This window comes from Achromobacter sp. UMC46 (genome assembly GCF_014170335.1).
Lineage (GTDB): Bacteria > Pseudomonadota > Gammaproteobacteria > Burkholderiales > Burkholderiaceae_B > Achromobacter.
Genome location: NZ_LZZS01000019.1, coordinates 1 through 14,445, shown reverse-complemented (window position 1 = coordinate 14,445; position 14,445 = coordinate 1). Strand labels below are relative to the sequence as shown.

15 protein-coding genes are annotated in these 14,445 nt (G+C 65.5%); 3 read left to right on the top strand and 12 right to left on the bottom strand.

Translation table 11 applies throughout. From position 1 onward, the window contains the following. Window positions 1-3: 3 nt before the first annotated feature. From A9973_RS15930 to A9973_RS15875, 12 genes are all read right to left on the bottom strand, one after another. A complete protein-coding gene (locus A9973_RS15930) occupies window positions 4-1,131 on the bottom strand; it encodes an MBOAT family O-acyltransferase (protein ID WP_183014716.1) in 1,128 nt (375 codons plus the stop codon). Window positions 1,132-1,138: 7 nt separating this feature from the next. Further along, complete coding sequence (locus A9973_RS15925; RefSeq protein ID WP_105559333.1) at window positions 1,139-1,291, bottom strand: hypothetical protein; 153 nt, start codon at window positions 1,289-1,291, stop codon at window positions 1,139-1,141. Beyond that, a complete protein-coding gene (locus A9973_RS15920; protein ID WP_183014715.1) occupies window positions 1,288-2,475 on the bottom strand; it encodes a D-alanyl-lipoteichoic acid biosynthesis protein DltD in 1,188 nt (395 codons plus the stop codon). The genes A9973_RS15925 and A9973_RS15920 overlap by 4 nt, the downstream gene beginning before the upstream one ends. After that, window positions 2,453-2,692 carry an acyl carrier protein gene (locus tag A9973_RS15915; RefSeq protein ID WP_006226661.1) on the bottom strand — a complete coding sequence of 80 codons (240 nt, stop codon included), beginning with the start codon at window positions 2,690-2,692 and terminating at the stop codon, window positions 2,453-2,455. The genes A9973_RS15920 and A9973_RS15915 overlap by 23 nt, the downstream gene beginning before the upstream one ends. Window positions 2,693-3,130: 438 nt before the next feature. Beyond that, complete coding sequence (locus A9973_RS15910; protein ID WP_183014714.1) at window positions 3,131-3,634, bottom strand: glycine zipper 2TM domain-containing protein; 504 nt, start codon at window positions 3,632-3,634, stop codon at window positions 3,131-3,133. Window positions 3,635-3,842: 208 nt separating this feature from the next. Next, window positions 3,843-4,784, bottom strand: coding sequence for a carbohydrate kinase family protein (locus A9973_RS15905; protein WP_183014713.1), 942 nt, complete (start codon window positions 4,782-4,784; stop codon window positions 3,843-3,845). A 12-nt stretch (window positions 4,785-4,796) separates the two neighbouring features. Continuing rightward, a complete protein-coding gene (locus A9973_RS15900; protein WP_183014712.1) occupies window positions 4,797-6,182 on the bottom strand; it encodes a DUF3426 domain-containing protein in 1,386 nt (461 codons plus the stop codon). Window positions 6,183-6,205: 23 nt separating this feature from the next. Continuing rightward, window positions 6,206-7,132: a 50S ribosomal protein L11 methyltransferase gene (prmA, locus tag A9973_RS15895; RefSeq protein WP_183014711.1), complete on the bottom strand. Its 927-nt coding sequence runs from the start codon at window positions 7,130-7,132 to the stop codon at window positions 6,206-6,208. 138 nt (window positions 7,133-7,270) lie between these two features. Beyond that, window positions 7,271-8,617: an acetyl-CoA carboxylase biotin carboxylase subunit gene (accC, locus tag A9973_RS15890; RefSeq protein ID WP_183014710.1), complete on the bottom strand. Its 1,347-nt coding sequence runs from the start codon at window positions 8,615-8,617 to the stop codon at window positions 7,271-7,273. Between the two features lie 9 nt (window positions 8,618-8,626). Further along, window positions 8,627-9,082, bottom strand: a complete 456-nt coding sequence (accB, locus tag A9973_RS15885; RefSeq protein WP_183014709.1) for an acetyl-CoA carboxylase biotin carboxyl carrier protein — start codon at window positions 9,080-9,082, stop codon at window positions 8,627-8,629. An 87-nt stretch (window positions 9,083-9,169) separates the two neighbouring features. Then, window positions 9,170-9,604, bottom strand: coding sequence for a type II 3-dehydroquinate dehydratase (gene aroQ / locus A9973_RS15880; RefSeq protein WP_006226654.1), 435 nt, complete (start codon window positions 9,602-9,604; stop codon window positions 9,170-9,172). An 89-nt stretch (window positions 9,605-9,693) separates the two neighbouring features. Next, entirely contained in the window at window positions 9,694-10,227 is a 534-nt protein-coding gene (locus tag A9973_RS15875) for a TlpA disulfide reductase family protein (RefSeq protein WP_183014708.1), read from the bottom strand. A gap of 226 nt (window positions 10,228-10,453) precedes the next feature. Here A9973_RS15875 and mpl point away from each other — a divergent pair, with 226 nt between their 5' ends. The 3 genes from mpl (at window position 10,454) to A9973_RS15860 (ending at window position 14,434) form a co-directional block, all read left to right on the top strand. Beyond that, window positions 10,454-11,824, top strand: coding sequence for a UDP-N-acetylmuramate:L-alanyl-gamma-D-glutamyl-meso-diaminopimelate ligase (gene mpl, locus A9973_RS15870; RefSeq protein ID WP_183014707.1), 1,371 nt, complete (start codon window positions 10,454-10,456; stop codon window positions 11,822-11,824). A gap of 29 nt (window positions 11,825-11,853) precedes the next feature. Next, on the top strand, window positions 11,854-12,456 hold the full coding sequence (locus tag A9973_RS15865; protein WP_183014706.1) for a YqiA/YcfP family alpha/beta fold hydrolase: 603 nt from the start codon (window positions 11,854-11,856) through the stop codon (window positions 12,454-12,456). 73 nt (window positions 12,457-12,529) lie between these two features. Beyond that, window positions 12,530-14,434 (top strand): ribonuclease catalytic domain-containing protein, encoded by a 1,905-nt coding sequence (locus A9973_RS15860; protein ID WP_183014705.1) that lies wholly within the window; start codon window positions 12,530-12,532, stop codon window positions 14,432-14,434. The last annotated feature ends 11 nt before the right edge of the window (window positions 14,435-14,445 follow it).

The window sequence follows — 14,445 nt, the reverse complement described above, 5'->3', positions numbered from 1 at the left end:
GCGTCAGATGGGGCTGCGGCCGCTGAACACGTACAGCGCCAACGCGGCCAGGATCAAGGTAAGCACGCGGCCCAGGAAGCGCATGACGGGCTGCGCCAGGGCGGCCTGCATGGCGGGGCGGGTGCGCGAGGCGTTGATCAGCAGGTTGTGGCCCACCGAATACGCGCCGAACATCAGGCCGCTGACGATGTAATGTAGCGACAGGCCGTTCCACACGCCCATGGCCAGCAGCGTCGCGAAAATGCCGATGTTCTGCGCCGCCATGCGGTGGCGGCCGAAGAATTTGGTCTTGCTCAACGCCTTGTAGATCGGCATGAACACCACGTCGCGCAGCCACTCCGACAGGCTGATGTGCCAGCGGCGCCAGAAGTCCTGCGGATTCAGCGTGGCCAGCGGATTGCGGAAGTTGATCGGCAGCGTGAAGCCGAACAGCATGCCGATGCCGATCGCCATCGTCGAATAGCCGGCGAAGTCGAAGAACAGGTAGGCGCTGTAGAGCGACGCGTTCAGCGCCACGCCCGTGAACGAATAGTCGTGCGCGTCCAGCGTGGACAGGCCGTAGCGCCAGATCAGTTCAGCCAGGCCGAATTTCTGGATGACGCCCAGCATGATGAGTTCCAGGCCGGTCAGCCAGGTGCTCAGGTTCACGCCTTCGTAGCCGCGCTTCAGGTCCGCCTGGAAATTGCGCCAGCGGTACATCGGGCCGGCCAGCAGCGTCAGCGGGAAGAACAGGTAGATGAAGTAGTCCAGCGGCGACACGCGTTCGTTGCGCTGCGCGAACAGCAGCACGTCGATGGCGCGGAAGGTCGCGAACGACAGCCCGAGCATGGCGCCAAGATGCGACGCGCCCGTCTTCACCAGCAGCAGCGGCGTCATCGTGATGACGACGGCAAGCCAGGTGGGGATGTAGTTGCGGCGCATGGCCCACAGCGCACTGCCCGAAATGGCCAGCAGCGCGATGGGCTGATAGGGACGCGCCCAGAACACCGCCATCCACACGCCCAGGCAGACCACGCCGATGATGTGGCGATAGCCGATACGGAACGGCATGCCGAAGGAGCGGTATGCCAACAGGCCAAGGCCCCCGAACAGGGCCCCGCCGAAAAAGCTCAAGCTTGCGAACAGTTCCATGGCGTGCTCAGAACTGCTGATACTGGAATTCGACCTTGATCGGTCCGCCGCTGCCCGTGGTGGGCTGCGCCTGAAGCACGAACACCAGGATCACCCCGATGTACAGGCACAAGTGCCAGAAGAAACGGCGCCCGGCGCCCTCTTTGCGAAAAAATTTCATCGGGAAAAATACTCCGCAATGCCTTGGTCCGCCATCGCCCAGCCGAGCTCGGCCAGATGCATGTCGTCGCGCACCATGCCGGGTTCGAACGGGATGCTGTAGAGATCCAGGCAACCCATCTGATACCGCTGGCACATGCCCGTAATGGCAGCCACCACCGGATCGAATCGCTCGACGTCCAGGATGAGCTTGGGATTGAACGGCTGAATGACGAAATACGCCTTCACCTTGCGCCTTTGCAGCAAGGCCATCACGCGCGACAGGTCACCCAGTTCAGTGCGGGTGATCGGGTCCACGTCGGCGAACTCGTTGCGCGCCGGCGAATACAACGGCGCCAGGTACTGCTTGTAGTAGTCGTCGCGGACGTCGTAGGGGTTGTTGCCGCCCAGGTCGCGTTCGACTTCGCGCGCCTGATGCGTCAGCCTGCCCCACTGCCCTTCGTTCAGGCGGGCGGATGACGGCCAGGACACGAAACGGTGCGCCGGCACCGACAGCTTGCTGCGCGGCCGATCGGGCGCGGGCTCTTTGCGGGCGTGCCACCACAGCGCCAGCTTGTCCTTGAGTTCGGCCACCTGGCCATTGGCGATCAGCCACAACAGGCCCCAGTTGGCGTTGTCGCTGATCCAGTTCTGCATCTGCTCGCGGGTGTTCGGCTGGTCCCAGAGGCGATCCCAGACCGGGCCCGTCACGTGCTCGGCGAACGCGCTGCGCGGCAGCTGGCCGCCCGAGGCGAACCAGGCGGGCGACACCATGATCACCAGCCGCGTGTTCGGCGTCAGCGAATCCGCCACGGATTCCAGCACGCTGACGATGCCGTAGGACTGGAACATGGCGTGGCCATAGGCCAGCGTCGGCACCTTCAGTTCTTCCGGGAAAAAGCGGTAGGGCACGAAGCGCAGGTCATGGCTGGACAGCTCGGACGACCCCAGCACCACCAGCGTGCCGTCGCTCAGGGCGTTGCCCAGGCGATTCAGGTTGACGTGCTGCGTGCCCCAGTCCGGCCCCAGATTGGGCAGATAGTTGCTCTTGTCGGCAGCGGCCGTTGCCGGCGCCGGCAACGGCGTCACGAGGCGGCTGAGCAAGTCATCCGCGCCGCAATACGCCCCGAACGCCAGTGCCACGGCGGTCGCGGCGGCCGCGACATGGGACCACAACTGCGTATTACGAAGTATGGGCAGCGACATAGCCGGCAAGCGTGCGGACCGACTGAAGGTGCTCGGCGATCTCGGGAGCCGGGATGCTGCATCCGTACTCCGACTCGACCGCCAGCGTGATGTCCACCGCAGCCAGGGAATCAACCAGGCCAGTGGCAATCAACTGCGTATCGGGGGTGACTTTCTTCATGACGATCGACTCGACGATCTCGCCGATCTTGGTGTGGAGTTCTTGCTCGGTATGCATAGATAGTGCAGGTTGCCTCGTCGGCAAAACATCCCCATCCCCTGGGATTCAGGTAGACGAGGATACAGAAAAATGCTGAAGCTCAACTGACGGCTTCAGCGATCCAGAGCGGCATCAAGACGCACTTGGTTACATCAAAATCGAATCGCAATGCCGATCGCAGGCGCAATCATTGCACTTTGCCCGTTGAATCGCCATGAAACTTTTGGGGTAAAACGCGAGAAAAGGCTGGCAGACGTAACGCCTGCGGGTAAATCCCGGGTGCTGCGTTGCGGCAGAACGACAAATCCCCCGCCCTGCCCGGTCCGTCTTGATCCTGGCCCCAATAATCCGGCGGCAAATTTTCGGGCAAAAAAAAGCCCCGCCGCAGGCGCCTGCCCTGCCTGGCCCAGGCAAAAAAAAACCCGCTTACGCGGGCTTTCCGGAAGGCTTTCCCGATTACATCGGGGTGACGCGGGTCGGACCGGCGCCGCTGATCACCTGGACGCGCTGGCCCACGCTGACCGGCACATCCGCCTCTTGCGCGACCACCCGGGTTTCGCCGTTGTCCAGGCGCACGGTGATTTCGAGGCCAGAATTCGTGCCGACGCGGTTTTCCACGGCGTTGCCGGCCAAGGCGCCCAGAATGGCGCCGCCGACGGTGGCGATGGTGCGGCCTGTGCCGCCCCCGACGGCGTTACCCGCCACGCCGCCCAATGCGCCGCCGGCCAACATGCCGACACCGCTGGATTTGTCGTTCTGGATCACGATCGGGCGCACGCCCGTGACCGTGCCGGTACGGACGATCTGCTCACGCTGGGCTTGGTCGTAGCTGTACACGCCGCTGGACGCGCTGCGATTGGCGCAACCGCCCAGGACAGCCATCGACGTCACGACGGCTGCGATGGCCAACCACCGGCCAGTACGCGGCGTCACCAGGGAAAGAGATTTGCTTTGGTTCATTTGGACTCCTCGATCGGGCATTGCCGACGACTGTTGATCATAATACTCTGCCCTGAAGAAGCGGCACCCGCGGCTGCAACACACTGAAACTCACAGCCAAAAGCGGAAAAACAGCATTCTGATCAGGACGGCCGCCAGGCCGCCTTTCGAAAACGCGATGCGGCTTCGACCATCCCGCCGCATCGCGGTTCCCCAGGAGCGAAAGGAATCAAGCGGGCAGATGGATGCCGTAGGTCGCGTGCAGCACGGCGTCGATGTCCGCGCGCGACGGCGCGTGGTTCTGCGGGCCGCGCGATGCGATCTTGATCGCGCCCATGACGTTGCCCAGGCGGCAGCTGTCTTCCCAGTTCCAGCCGCTGGTCAGGCCGTACAGCAAGCCGCCGCGTTGCGCGTCGCCGCAGCCCGTCGGATCGACAACCTGCGAGGCGCGCACCGGGGCGATCTGGACGGTCTTGCCGTCGACGAACAACGTCGCGCCTTCGGCGCCGCGCGTCACCACCACCGCTTGCAGCGTGGCGGCGATGTCGGCCACGCTGCGGCCCGTGCGCTGCTCGACGATGCCCGCTTCGTAATCGTTGACGGTCAACGCCTGCGCCAGCTTGAGCATGCGCTCCAGGTCGGCGCCGTCGAACAAGGGCATGGCCTGGCCCAGGTCGAAGATGAAAGGGATGCCGCGGCGGTGCAGGCGTTCGGCGTGGGCGAACATGCCTTCCTTGGCGTCCGGCGCCACGATGGCCCAGGCCGCGTCCGCGTCGCTCAGGTCATTGTCCGCGGCGAACGACATCGCGCCCGGGTGGAAAGCGGTGATCTGGTTGTCGTCCAGGTCGGTCGTGATGAAGCACTGCGCGGTGAAGGTGTCGGGGATGACCTTGACACGGCTCGTGTCGATGCCCAGGCCCGACAAGCGCTCCATGTATTCGCCGGCGTCCTCGCCCACCGTCGCCACCGGCACGGGTTTTCCGCCCAGCAGGTTCATGTTGTAGGCGATGTTGCCCGAGCAGCCGCCATATTCCTTGCGCATGCTGGGCACCAGGAAGGACACGCTGAGCGATTGGATGCGATCAGCAAGAATGTGCTCTTTGAACCGACCTTCAAACACCGCGATCGTGTCGAACGCCATCGAGCCGCAAACCAGAACAGGGGTTGCCATGCTTATCATCCTTTAAGGAAAGAACTTGTCGAGTTGGTACCCATTGACCTGCACGCCGGTCACTTCAATGGGGACGGAAATCTTGAGCTCGCCAGCCGGGCCGAACGGGCCGCTCAACTGTTCTGGCGTCAGGTAATTTTCGGGCATCAGCACTTTGCGCACGACCACGGTATCGGACAGGTCGGTCAGGTCCAGCACCAGGGCCGGCCAATGCTGCGGCTTGTCGTAGCGGTTACGCAGCACCAGGTTCAGCACCAGGCGGCTGCGACCGTCGTCGATGGCGGCCGCGCCGGGCGGCGGCTGCAGCGACGATGAGGAAATCGCGATGCGCTCCAGGCGCCGGGCATAGCCGACCGTGCAACCCAGGGGCTTGCAAACGGCGTCCAGCACCGGCCGCAAGACCGGCACGGAATTGGCGATGTCGGTGCGGTAGGCATACACCGCTTGCAGGCCGAGCGCGATCAGGCCCAGCAAGCAGGCGTAGCCCCACACTTTACGCAACAAACCGCGGCGCTCCTGGCGGTCCTGGTCGAGGAATTCGGGCGGAGCGCGACCCACGTCGGTCGCGCTGGAATAGCGGGTGCGCGTATCGCCCAGCACGGGTTCGCGCCCATCGTCGCCTGCGTCGTCAAACTCGTGGTCAAGCTCGTCGCCGTCGTGGTCGTCGCGGTCATCATCCGCTGAGAAGGACGGCTCGGCCTGCCCGGCGGCGCGGCGGCGGGCATCCCAATCGATGACCGGTTCGCTTGCACGCGATGCGATGACGGGGTCGCTGCGCGACGCCGGCGGAGACGGCGGCACCCAGCGCGGCGCAGGGTCGCGCACTGGTTCCGGATGGCGGACGAAGGCGGCGTGGCGGTCGCTGTCCTGCTGATCGCTGTCGTCCTCGCCGTCATCGTCGTCGAAGTCAGTTTCCGGCAGGGCCGCGTCGGGCTCGACGCGCTGGCGGATCGCTTCGCGGCCGCGCAGCACGGCGGGCGGAATGGCGGGCGCGGCGGGGGCCGGAACGGGCGGAGGCGGAACGGGCGGAGGCGGAACGGGCAAAGGCGAAACCCGAACGGGCTCGTCTTCCCATGGGGCGATCTGGCGGGGCGGCTCCGCCGACGGGCGCGACAGCGGCGGCGGCGTCTCCGCAGGCGGCGTGGCCAGTACTGGTGCCGCAGCGGCCGCGGCAGGCGTCACCACCGGAGGTACCGCCGGCGCGGCCGGTACCGTTCGCGCAGCCGGCGGCATCGTCGGAGAGGCGGCCGGCGCGCCAGTTTCCGGCAGCAGGCAGGCCCGGCCGTCGAAGACGGTCGAGCACGCGCCGCAGCGAACCAGGCCATTGCGGACCCGAAGCTGGTCAGGCACCACCTTGAACGAGGTGCCGCACTGGGGGCAGCGGGTGGTCAGAGCCATGTTGCGATCCTGCTGAACGGCGCTCAGGCCTTCTGGCCGTGCAGGCACACCCAGCCGTCGCGCGCGCGCCAGACCGACATGGCGATCCAGGGCGCATAGGCGGCGGCCACCTCTTCGGCCTGGCGTTCCAGCACGCCGGACAGCACCAGATGGCCGCCAGCGGCGACGCGGCCGGCCAGCATCGGCGCCAGCACCTTCAGCGGATTGGACAGGATGTTGGCGACCACGACCTGGAAGGTGCCGTCCGCCAGCGCGTCGGGCAACATGGCCTGCAGTTCGACGCGGTTGACGTCGGCGTTGTAGGCCGTGCTTTGCACCGCCTGCGCGTCGATGTCCACGGCCAGCGTCGGGCCCGCGCCCAGCTTGCGGGCGGCGATCGCCAGGATGCCCGACCCGCAGCCATAGTCCAGCAACGTGGCGCCGGCCAGCAGCTCGGCTTCCAGCCAGGCCAGGCACAGGTGGGTCGTGGGATGGCTGCCGGTGCCGAAGGCCAGACCCGGATCCAGTTCGATATGGATCGCGCCGTCGCCCGTGGCGGCCGGATCGAAACCAGGCACGTCGGGGCTGTCGCGGTGCCAGCTGGGCACGATCCACAGGCGTTCGGCGATGTGGATGGGGCCGAACTGCGATTGCGTCAGGCGCACCCAGTCGGCGTCGGGCACGTCGCGCAGGCTCCAGCCGGCAAACAGCGCCGGGTCGAGTTCCCCAGCCGCGGCGGCCTCTTCCATGATCTGCGCGGGATCGGCTCCGTCGGGCAGCAAGGCGACGACGCGGTTGCGGTCCCAGGCCTGCACGTCGGGCTCGGTGCCGGGCTCGCCGAACAGCGGACGTTCGTCGTCGGTGCCGAAGTCGGCGTCTTCCACGGAAACGGACAGCACGCCCGCTTCCAGCAGCGCGTCGGACAACGCTTCGGCCTGCGCCTCTAGGCAATGGAGCACGAGTTCACGCATGATTATTCTTCCATCTGGCCATCGGGCCGCGGTGGATGCCGCGGCCCGATGACCGTAAAACAATTAAAAGGCCCCGGAAGGGGATTGCCTTCGGTTCGCCCAAAGGCAAAAAGGGGCCGCGAGGCCCCTAGTGGTCGGTCAGGGACGCTGAGCCAACTTGTTTTCCAGATAGTGGATGCTGGTGCCGCCTTCGATGAAACGGGCGTCCTGCAGCAGTTCGCGATGCAGCGGGATGTTGGTGGAAATGCCTTCCACCACCATTTCCGACAGCGCGATGCGCATGCGGGCCAGGGCCTGATCACGCGTGTCGCCGTACGTGATGACCTTGGCGATCATCGAATCGTAGTTCGGCGGCACGAAGTAGCCGTTGTACGCATGCGAATCGATACGCACGCCCGGACCGCCCGGCGTATGCCAGTTGGTGATGCGGCCGGGGCTGGGCACAAAGCGGAAAGGATCTTCCGCGTTGATGCGGCATTCGATCGCGTGGCCCTTGAACTGGACATCGCGCTGGCGCAGCGTGAACTTCTCGCCGGCGGCGACCAGGATCTGCTGCTGCACGAGATCGATGCCGGTGATCAGTTCGGTGACCGGATGTTCGACCTGGATGCGGGTGTTCATTTCAATGAAATAGAACTCGCCGTTCTCGAACAGGAATTCGAACGTGCCGGCGCCGCGATAGCCCATCTTGCGGCAGGCGTCGGCGCAACGGTCGCCGATGCGCTCGATCGCGCGGCGGGCGATGCCCGGAGCCGGCGCTTCTTCGATGACTTTCTGGTGGCGGCGTTGCATGGAGCAGTCGCGTTCGCCCAGCCAGACGGCGTTGCGGCCGCCATCGGCCAGCACCTGGATTTCCACATGGCGAGGGTTCTCGAGGAACTTCTCCATATAGACTTCCGGGTTGTTGAACGCGGCGCCCGCTTCCGAACGCGTCATCGTGACGGCGTTCAGCAGCGCGGCCTCGGTGTACACCACGCGCATGCCGCGGCCACCGCCGCCGCCTGCCGCCTTGATGATGACCGGATAACCGACTTCGCGCGCAATGCGGATGATTTCCTGCGGATCTTCGGGCAACGCGCCCTCGGAACCCGGCACCACCGGCACGCCCGCTTCGATCATGGCGCGCTTGGCGCTGACCTTGTCGCCCATCAGGCGAATGGTGTCGGGACGCGGACCGATGAACACGAAGCCGCTCTTTTCGACGCGATCGGCGAAGTCGGCATTTTCGGACAAAAACCCGTAACCCGGGTGGATTGCCTCGGAATCCGTGACTTCGGCCGCCGAAATGATGGCGGGCATGTTCAGGTAGCTGTCACGCGACGGCGCGGGCCCGATGCACACGGATTCATCGGCCAGGCGCACGTACTTGGCTTCGCGGTCAGCCTCGGAGTGCACGACCACGGTTTTGATGCCCAGCTCACGGCAAGCGCGCTGAATGCGCAGGGCGATTTCGCCCCGATTGGCGATCAGGATTTTTTCGAACATTTTCAGCTATCAGCCAATGACGAAGAGGGGTTGACCGTACTCGACGGGCTCACCGTTTTCGACCAGGATTTCTTTGATGACGCCGGACTTGTCGGCCTCGATTTCATTGAGCAGCTTCATGGCTTCAATGATGCACAGCGGATCGCCTTCCTTGACGGTGGCGCCCACGTCGATGAACGGGGCGGCGCCCGGGTTCGGCGAACGGTAGAACGTGCCGACCATCGGCGCCTTCACGACATGGCCCTGGATGACCGGGGGGGCTTCGGCGACCGGGGCGGCAGGCGCGGCGGCCTGGGCCACGGGCGCGCCGTGGGCGCCGGCTTCGGGCTGGTGGTAAGCCACCGGCTGCAAGGTCTGCGAGAACTTGACGATGCGTACCTTGCCTTCGCCTTCGGTGATTTCCAGCTCGGCGATACCCGATTCAGCCACCAGGTCGATCAGGGTTTTGAGTTTTCGAAGGTCCATAGAAGCTGCTTCCCGAGATAGTGTCGGCGGCGTCCCAGCGTGGGGTCCGCGCCGTATAAGATGTAAAAGCGGTGAGTTGGTGCGAGATCAGTGCCGCACTGCGTAACGCAGAGCCGCCTCGTAGCCATCCGCGCCGAGGCCGCTGATAAGGCCTATCGCCAAGTCGGACAGATAAGAGTGATGCCTGAAGGGCTCTCGCTTATACAGATTGGACAAATGTACTTCAATAAATGGGATCGCGACCCCAGCCAGCGCATCGCGAATTGCGACGCTGGTGTGCGTATAAGCCGCCGCGTTGATGATGATGAAGTCTGTGCCGTCTTGCCGGGCCGCCTGAATGCGGTCAACCAGCGCGCCTTCGTGATTGCCTTGCCAAGCTGTCAGCTTGGCGCCCAATTCGCCTGCAAGCAGCTCCAGGCGCTCATTGATCTGGGGCAGGGTCAGACTGCCGTAGATATGAGGTTCCCGGGTGCCAAGCAGGTTCAGGTTCGGGCCATGCAATACCAGTATGTTTTGCGCCATGCGCTTGCCGATGAGTGGATTGCCAATTGTTGGCAAAACAGCCGATAAACCAGCTTTTTACGCCAATTCCTACTATTTGTCCAACAGACTTACGCCTTCAAACCAGATAGGGTTTGGCTCAGGTCGTCGGGCTGAATTTCACCTAGTATCTTCCGGTTAATTCCGCCATCCGCGTTGAAAACGATGGTAAAAGGCAGACCGCCACTGGGATTACCAAGCTTGCGCAGAGTATCGATCGCCCCGGCGCCGATGACCCAAAGCGGGTAGGAAACTTGCACTTTCTCGACGAATTTTTGCATGTTCGCCGCCGAATCGACACCGATGCCGACAAATCGGACGTGCGGGTATTTTTTCTGCAAGGCGTCGAGTTCAGGCATTTCCCTGACGCACGGCGCGCACCAGGTCGCCCAGAAATTGACCACCATCGGCTGGCCTTTCCAATCGGCCAGCCTATGGGTCGCCCCATTCAGATCCGGCATCTGCAGCTGCATCAGCCCGGCGACGGGATCGCCAGCCCCGGCGGGCGCTGCGGAATCCTGGGACTTGCGGCCCATCCAGGTAAAAGCGCCCGCAACCGTGGCGGCCACCGCCACGCCGGCGGAAAGAAGTAGGCGTCGATTCATGGCGCGATCATAACCGCTGCCGCTGTTTTTTGTCGCCGGGCCGCCCCAAGACAAAAACGGCCCCCTCGGGGGGCAGCAAGCCCGCGAAGCGGGCGCAGCGTGGGGGCCCTTTCTTTCGCTAGGCCGCCCCAAGACAAAAACGCCCCCCTCGGGGGGCAGCAAGCCCGCGAAGCGCGCGCAGCGTGGGGGCCCTCTATATATACAATGCAGGACAGGAGAGTTTTCAATGCACCTGCATATTCTTGGCATCTGCGGTACGTTCATGGGTGGCTTGGCGCTGATCGCGCGGGCCGCCGGGCATAAGGTCACTGGTTGCGATGCGGGCGTGTATCCGCCCATGAGCACGCAGCTGTCCGAACAGGGAATCGCGCTGATCGAAGGCTTCGGCGTCGAGCAGATGGCGCTCAAGCCCGACCTGTACGTGATCGGCAACGTGGTCAGCCGCGGCAATCCGCTGATGGAAGCCATTCTGGAATCGGGCGCCCGCTACGTGTCCGGCCCGCAATGGCTGGGCGACAACGTCCTGCCTGGCCAGCACGTGCTGGCGGTGGCGGGCACCCACGGCAAGACCACCACCAGTTCGATGCTGGCTTGGGTGCTGGAGGCCGCGGGCCTGGCGCCCAACTTCCTGATTGGCGGCGTGGCGCAGGACCTGCAGGTATCGGCCCGCTACGATCCGGCGCGGCGCCCTTTCGTGATCGAAGCCGACGAGTACGACACGGCCTTCTTCGACAAGCGCTCGAAGTTCGTCCATTACCGCCCGCGCACCGCCATCCTGAACAATCTGGAATACGACCACGCCGACATCTTCCCCGATCTGGCGGCCATCGAAACCCAATTCCACCACTTGGTGCGGACCATTCCGGGGTCGGGCCGCATCGTGCGTCCGACGCATTCCGAGGCGCTTGACCGCGTGATTGCGCGCGGATGCTGGTCGGAAACCGTCACGTTCGGCGCCGATGGCGGCTGGCAAGCCACGCCGCCCGATGCGAACGGCGCGTTCGGCGTGCTGCGCGAGGGCAAGGCGGCCGGCACCGTACGTTGGAACCTGACGGGCGAGCACAACCGCATGAATGCGCTGGCGGCGCTGGCCGCCGCCGAGCACGTCGGCGTACCGGTGGAACAAGGCATCGACGCGCTGACCCGCTTTGGCGGCGTCAAGCGCCGCATGGAACTGCGCGGCACGGTGGCCGGCGTGAAGGTCTACGACGATTTCGCCCACCACCCCACCGCCATCGCCACCACGCTGGAAGGGTTGCGCCGCCAGGTCGGGCCGGCGCGCATCCTGGCCGTGCTGGAGCCCCGCTCCAACACCATGAAGCTGGGCACCATGGCCGCCCGCCTGCCCGACGCCCTGGCCGACGCCGACCTGGTGTTCTGCTTCGGCGCGCACAGCGGCAAGCATGCGCTGGGCTGGAATCCGGCCGACGTCCTGGCGCCCCTGGGCGACCGCGCGTCCAGCTACGATGACATCGGCGCCCTGGTGGCCGCCGTGACCGCCGCGGCCCGCCCTGGCGACCAGATCCTGGTCATGAGCAACGGCGGCTTTGGCGGGATCCACGGCAAACTGCTGGACGCCTTGCAGGCGCGCGGCTGAACGGCGGCCCGACACCGGACGAGCACGACATGATTCTCTACCTGCATGGTTTCCGTTCCTCGCCGACCTCGATGAAGGCCCGGATGATGGCCGACGCCATGGCCCAGCGCGGCCTGGAAGCCGACTGGGCCTGCCCGCAGTTGCCCGCCAGCCCGCGGGAGGCGATCGACCTGGCCATGGGCATCGCCCGGCGCCAGCTGGAAAGCGCGGACAGCCCCCGGGCGCTGACCGTGATCGGCTCGTCGCTGGGCGGTTTCTACGCCACCTGGCTGGCCGAACAACTGGGCTGCCAGGCGGTGCTGCTGAACCCGGCCGTGGAGGCCGCGCGCGACCTGGCCACCCAGGTCGGCGAACACCACATGTATCATTCCGACGCGCCGTTCGTCTTTTTGCCCGAATATGTGGACGAACTGGCGGCCATCCATGCCCCTCGCATCACGCAGCCCGACCGGTACTTCCTGGTGGCGGCGACCGGCGACGAGGTGCTGGATTGGCGCGAAATGCGCGATCGCTATGCGGGTTGCCGCCAGCGTATCGTGCAAGGCAGCGACCACGGTTTATCCGATTTCGCGCAATGGATGCCCGAGGTGCTTGAATTCGCCCTTGGCGCCAGGCAGGTTCGCCCCCAATAATCAGTACCAGACCTCAACACTCTATATAGCTGCGCAAGGCGGCGCGTGCGCGCCGCCCAGGACGATCCCCACCATGTATGTGTTTTACGAAGACGACGGCAGCTTCAAGGCCGGCAATATCCTGTCCGAGACCGACGCCAGCCTGCAGGTGGAGTCGGAGTCCGGCAAGCGCAGCAAGATCAAGCGCGCCAACACCCTGTTCAACTTCGCGGCGCCCGAGCCGGCGGCGCTGATGAGCCAGGCGGCTACGGCCGCCGAGGCCCTGGACCTGCAATTCCTGTGGGAATGCGCGCCGCAGGAAGAGTTCGACACGCCCGCCCTGGCCGCCGACTACTTCGGCCATGCCCCCACGCCCGTAGAGCAGGCCGCGCTGCTGATGCGCCTGCACGGCGCGCCGGCCTATTTCCATCGTCGCGGCAAGGGCCGTTACCGCCCTGCCCCGCCCGATATCCTGGCGGCCGCGCTGGCTGCGCTGGACAAGAAGCAGCGCCAGGCCGAGCAGCAGCAGGAATGGGTCGACGAGATGGCCGCCGGCCGGCTGCCCGAACCCATCGCCCAGGCCGCGGAGTCCCTGCTGATCCGCCCGGACAAGAATACGCAGCAATGGAAGGCCCTGGACGCCGCGTGCGCCAAGCTGGGCAAGACGCCGGACCGCCTGCTGCTTGAGCTGGGCGCCTGGCCGCATGCGCTGGCGTTGCACAAGCGCCGCTTCCTGGCGGTGAACTTCCCGCGCGGGCTGGCGTTCCCCGATCTGGAACTGCCGCCCGTCGACCGCGAACTGCCGCTGTCGGATGCCGAGATCTATTCGGTGGACGATGTCACGACCACCGAAATCGACGACGCGCTGTCCGTCACGGAATTGCCCGACGGGCGCCTGCGCGTGGGCGTCCACGTGGCCGCCCCCGGCCTGACCGTGACCCGCGACAGCGAGTTCGACAAGCTGGCCCGCGCCCGCCTGTCCACGGTCTACATGCCGGGCGACAAGATCCCGATGCAGCCTGACAGCGTCATCAAGGCGTTTTCGCTGGACGCCGGCCGCGAAGTGCCGGTGCTGTCGCTGTATGTCGTGGCCGACTCGGAGACGGGCGAGGTCATCGAGTCCGAGACGCGCCTGGAGCGCGTGGTGGTGCGCGAGAACCTGCGCCACAACATGCTGGATGCCCAGGTCACGGAGGCTAGCCTGGCCGACCCGTCGGCCGACATCCCCTACGGCCACTGGCTGCGTCCGCTGTGGAAGCTGGCGCTGGCGCTGTCGGCGCAGCGCGAGAAGGTGCGCGGCAAGCCCGAGAACAATTCGCGGGTGGAATACAGCTTCTACCTGGACGGCAATCCGGACGACCCGGACACGCCGGTGCGCCTGGTGCCGCGCCAGCGCAATGCGCCGCTGGACCGCATGGTGGCCGAATACATGATCCTGGCCAACAACCAGTGGGGCGGCCTGCTGCATCAGCACGGCGTGCCGGGCATCTACCGTTCGCAACAGGCGGGCCGCGTGCGCATGAGCACGCAGGCTTTGCCGCACGAGGCGATCGGCGTGCCGCAATACGCCTGGAGCACGTCGCCGCTGCGCCGCTATGTCGACCTGGTCAACCAATGGCAGCTGATCGCTGCGGTGGAGCATGGCGTGTCGGCCCGCCTGGTGGCCCCGTTCAAACCGCGCGACGCGGACCTGTTCGCGATCATCGGCGCGTTCGACGCCCAATACGCGGCATGGGCGGAGTTCCAGAGTGCGATGGAACGCTACTGGTGCCTGCGCTGGCTGAAGCAGAACGGCGTGACCCGGACAGTGGCACACGTGCTGCGCGACGATCTGGTGCGGTTCGCGAATGCGCCGCTGGTGACCCGGGTGGGCGGAATGCCCGAATTGGAACGGGGGACGGCGGTGGAGATCGATATCCTGGGGATGGACGAGTTGAGCCTGGAGCTGGATTGCCGGTATCTGGGGGAAGTGAGTCCTGCTGCGGGGGATGCGGCTTAGCAGCTGCGGGG

Coding starts and splice junctions, on each gene's coding strand:
- A9973_RS15930 (WP_183014716.1), bottom strand. CDS start 1,131: ATGGAACTGTTCGCAAGCTTGAGCTTTTTCGGCGGGGCCCTGTTCGGG.
- A9973_RS15925 (WP_105559333.1), bottom strand. CDS start 1,291: ATGAAATTTTTTCGCAAAGAGGGCGCCGGGCGCCGTTTCTTCTGGCAC.
- A9973_RS15920 (WP_183014715.1), bottom strand. CDS start 2,475: ATGTCGCTGCCCATACTTCGTAATACGCAGTTGTGGTCCCATGTCGCG.
- A9973_RS15915 (WP_006226661.1), bottom strand. CDS start 2,692: ATGCATACCGAGCAAGAACTCCACACCAAGATCGGCGAGATCGTCGAG.
- A9973_RS15910 (WP_183014714.1), bottom strand. CDS start 3,634: ATGAACCAAAGCAAATCTCTTTCCCTGGTGACGCCGCGTACTGGCCGG.
- A9973_RS15905 (WP_183014713.1), bottom strand. CDS start 4,784: ATGGCAACCCCTGTTCTGGTTTGCGGCTCGATGGCGTTCGACACGATC.
- A9973_RS15900 (WP_183014712.1), bottom strand. CDS start 6,182: ATGGCTCTGACCACCCGCTGCCCCCAGTGCGGCACCTCGTTCAAGGTG.
- prmA (WP_183014711.1), bottom strand. CDS start 7,132: ATGCGTGAACTCGTGCTCCATTGCCTAGAGGCGCAGGCCGAAGCGTTG.
- accC (WP_183014710.1), bottom strand. CDS start 8,617: ATGTTCGAAAAAATCCTGATCGCCAATCGGGGCGAAATCGCCCTGCGC.
- accB (WP_183014709.1), bottom strand. CDS start 9,082: ATGGACCTTCGAAAACTCAAAACCCTGATCGACCTGGTGGCTGAATCG.
- aroQ (WP_006226654.1), bottom strand. CDS start 9,604: ATGGCGCAAAACATACTGGTATTGCATGGCCCGAACCTGAACCTGCTT.
- A9973_RS15875 (WP_183014708.1), bottom strand. CDS start 10,227: ATGAATCGACGCCTACTTCTTTCCGCCGGCGTGGCGGTGGCCGCCACG.
- mpl (WP_183014707.1), top strand. CDS start 10,454: ATGCACCTGCATATTCTTGGCATCTGCGGTACGTTCATGGGTGGCTTG.
- A9973_RS15865 (WP_183014706.1), top strand. CDS start 11,854: ATGATTCTCTACCTGCATGGTTTCCGTTCCTCGCCGACCTCGATGAAG.
- A9973_RS15860 (WP_183014705.1), top strand. CDS start 12,530: ATGTATGTGTTTTACGAAGACGACGGCAGCTTCAAGGCCGGCAATATC.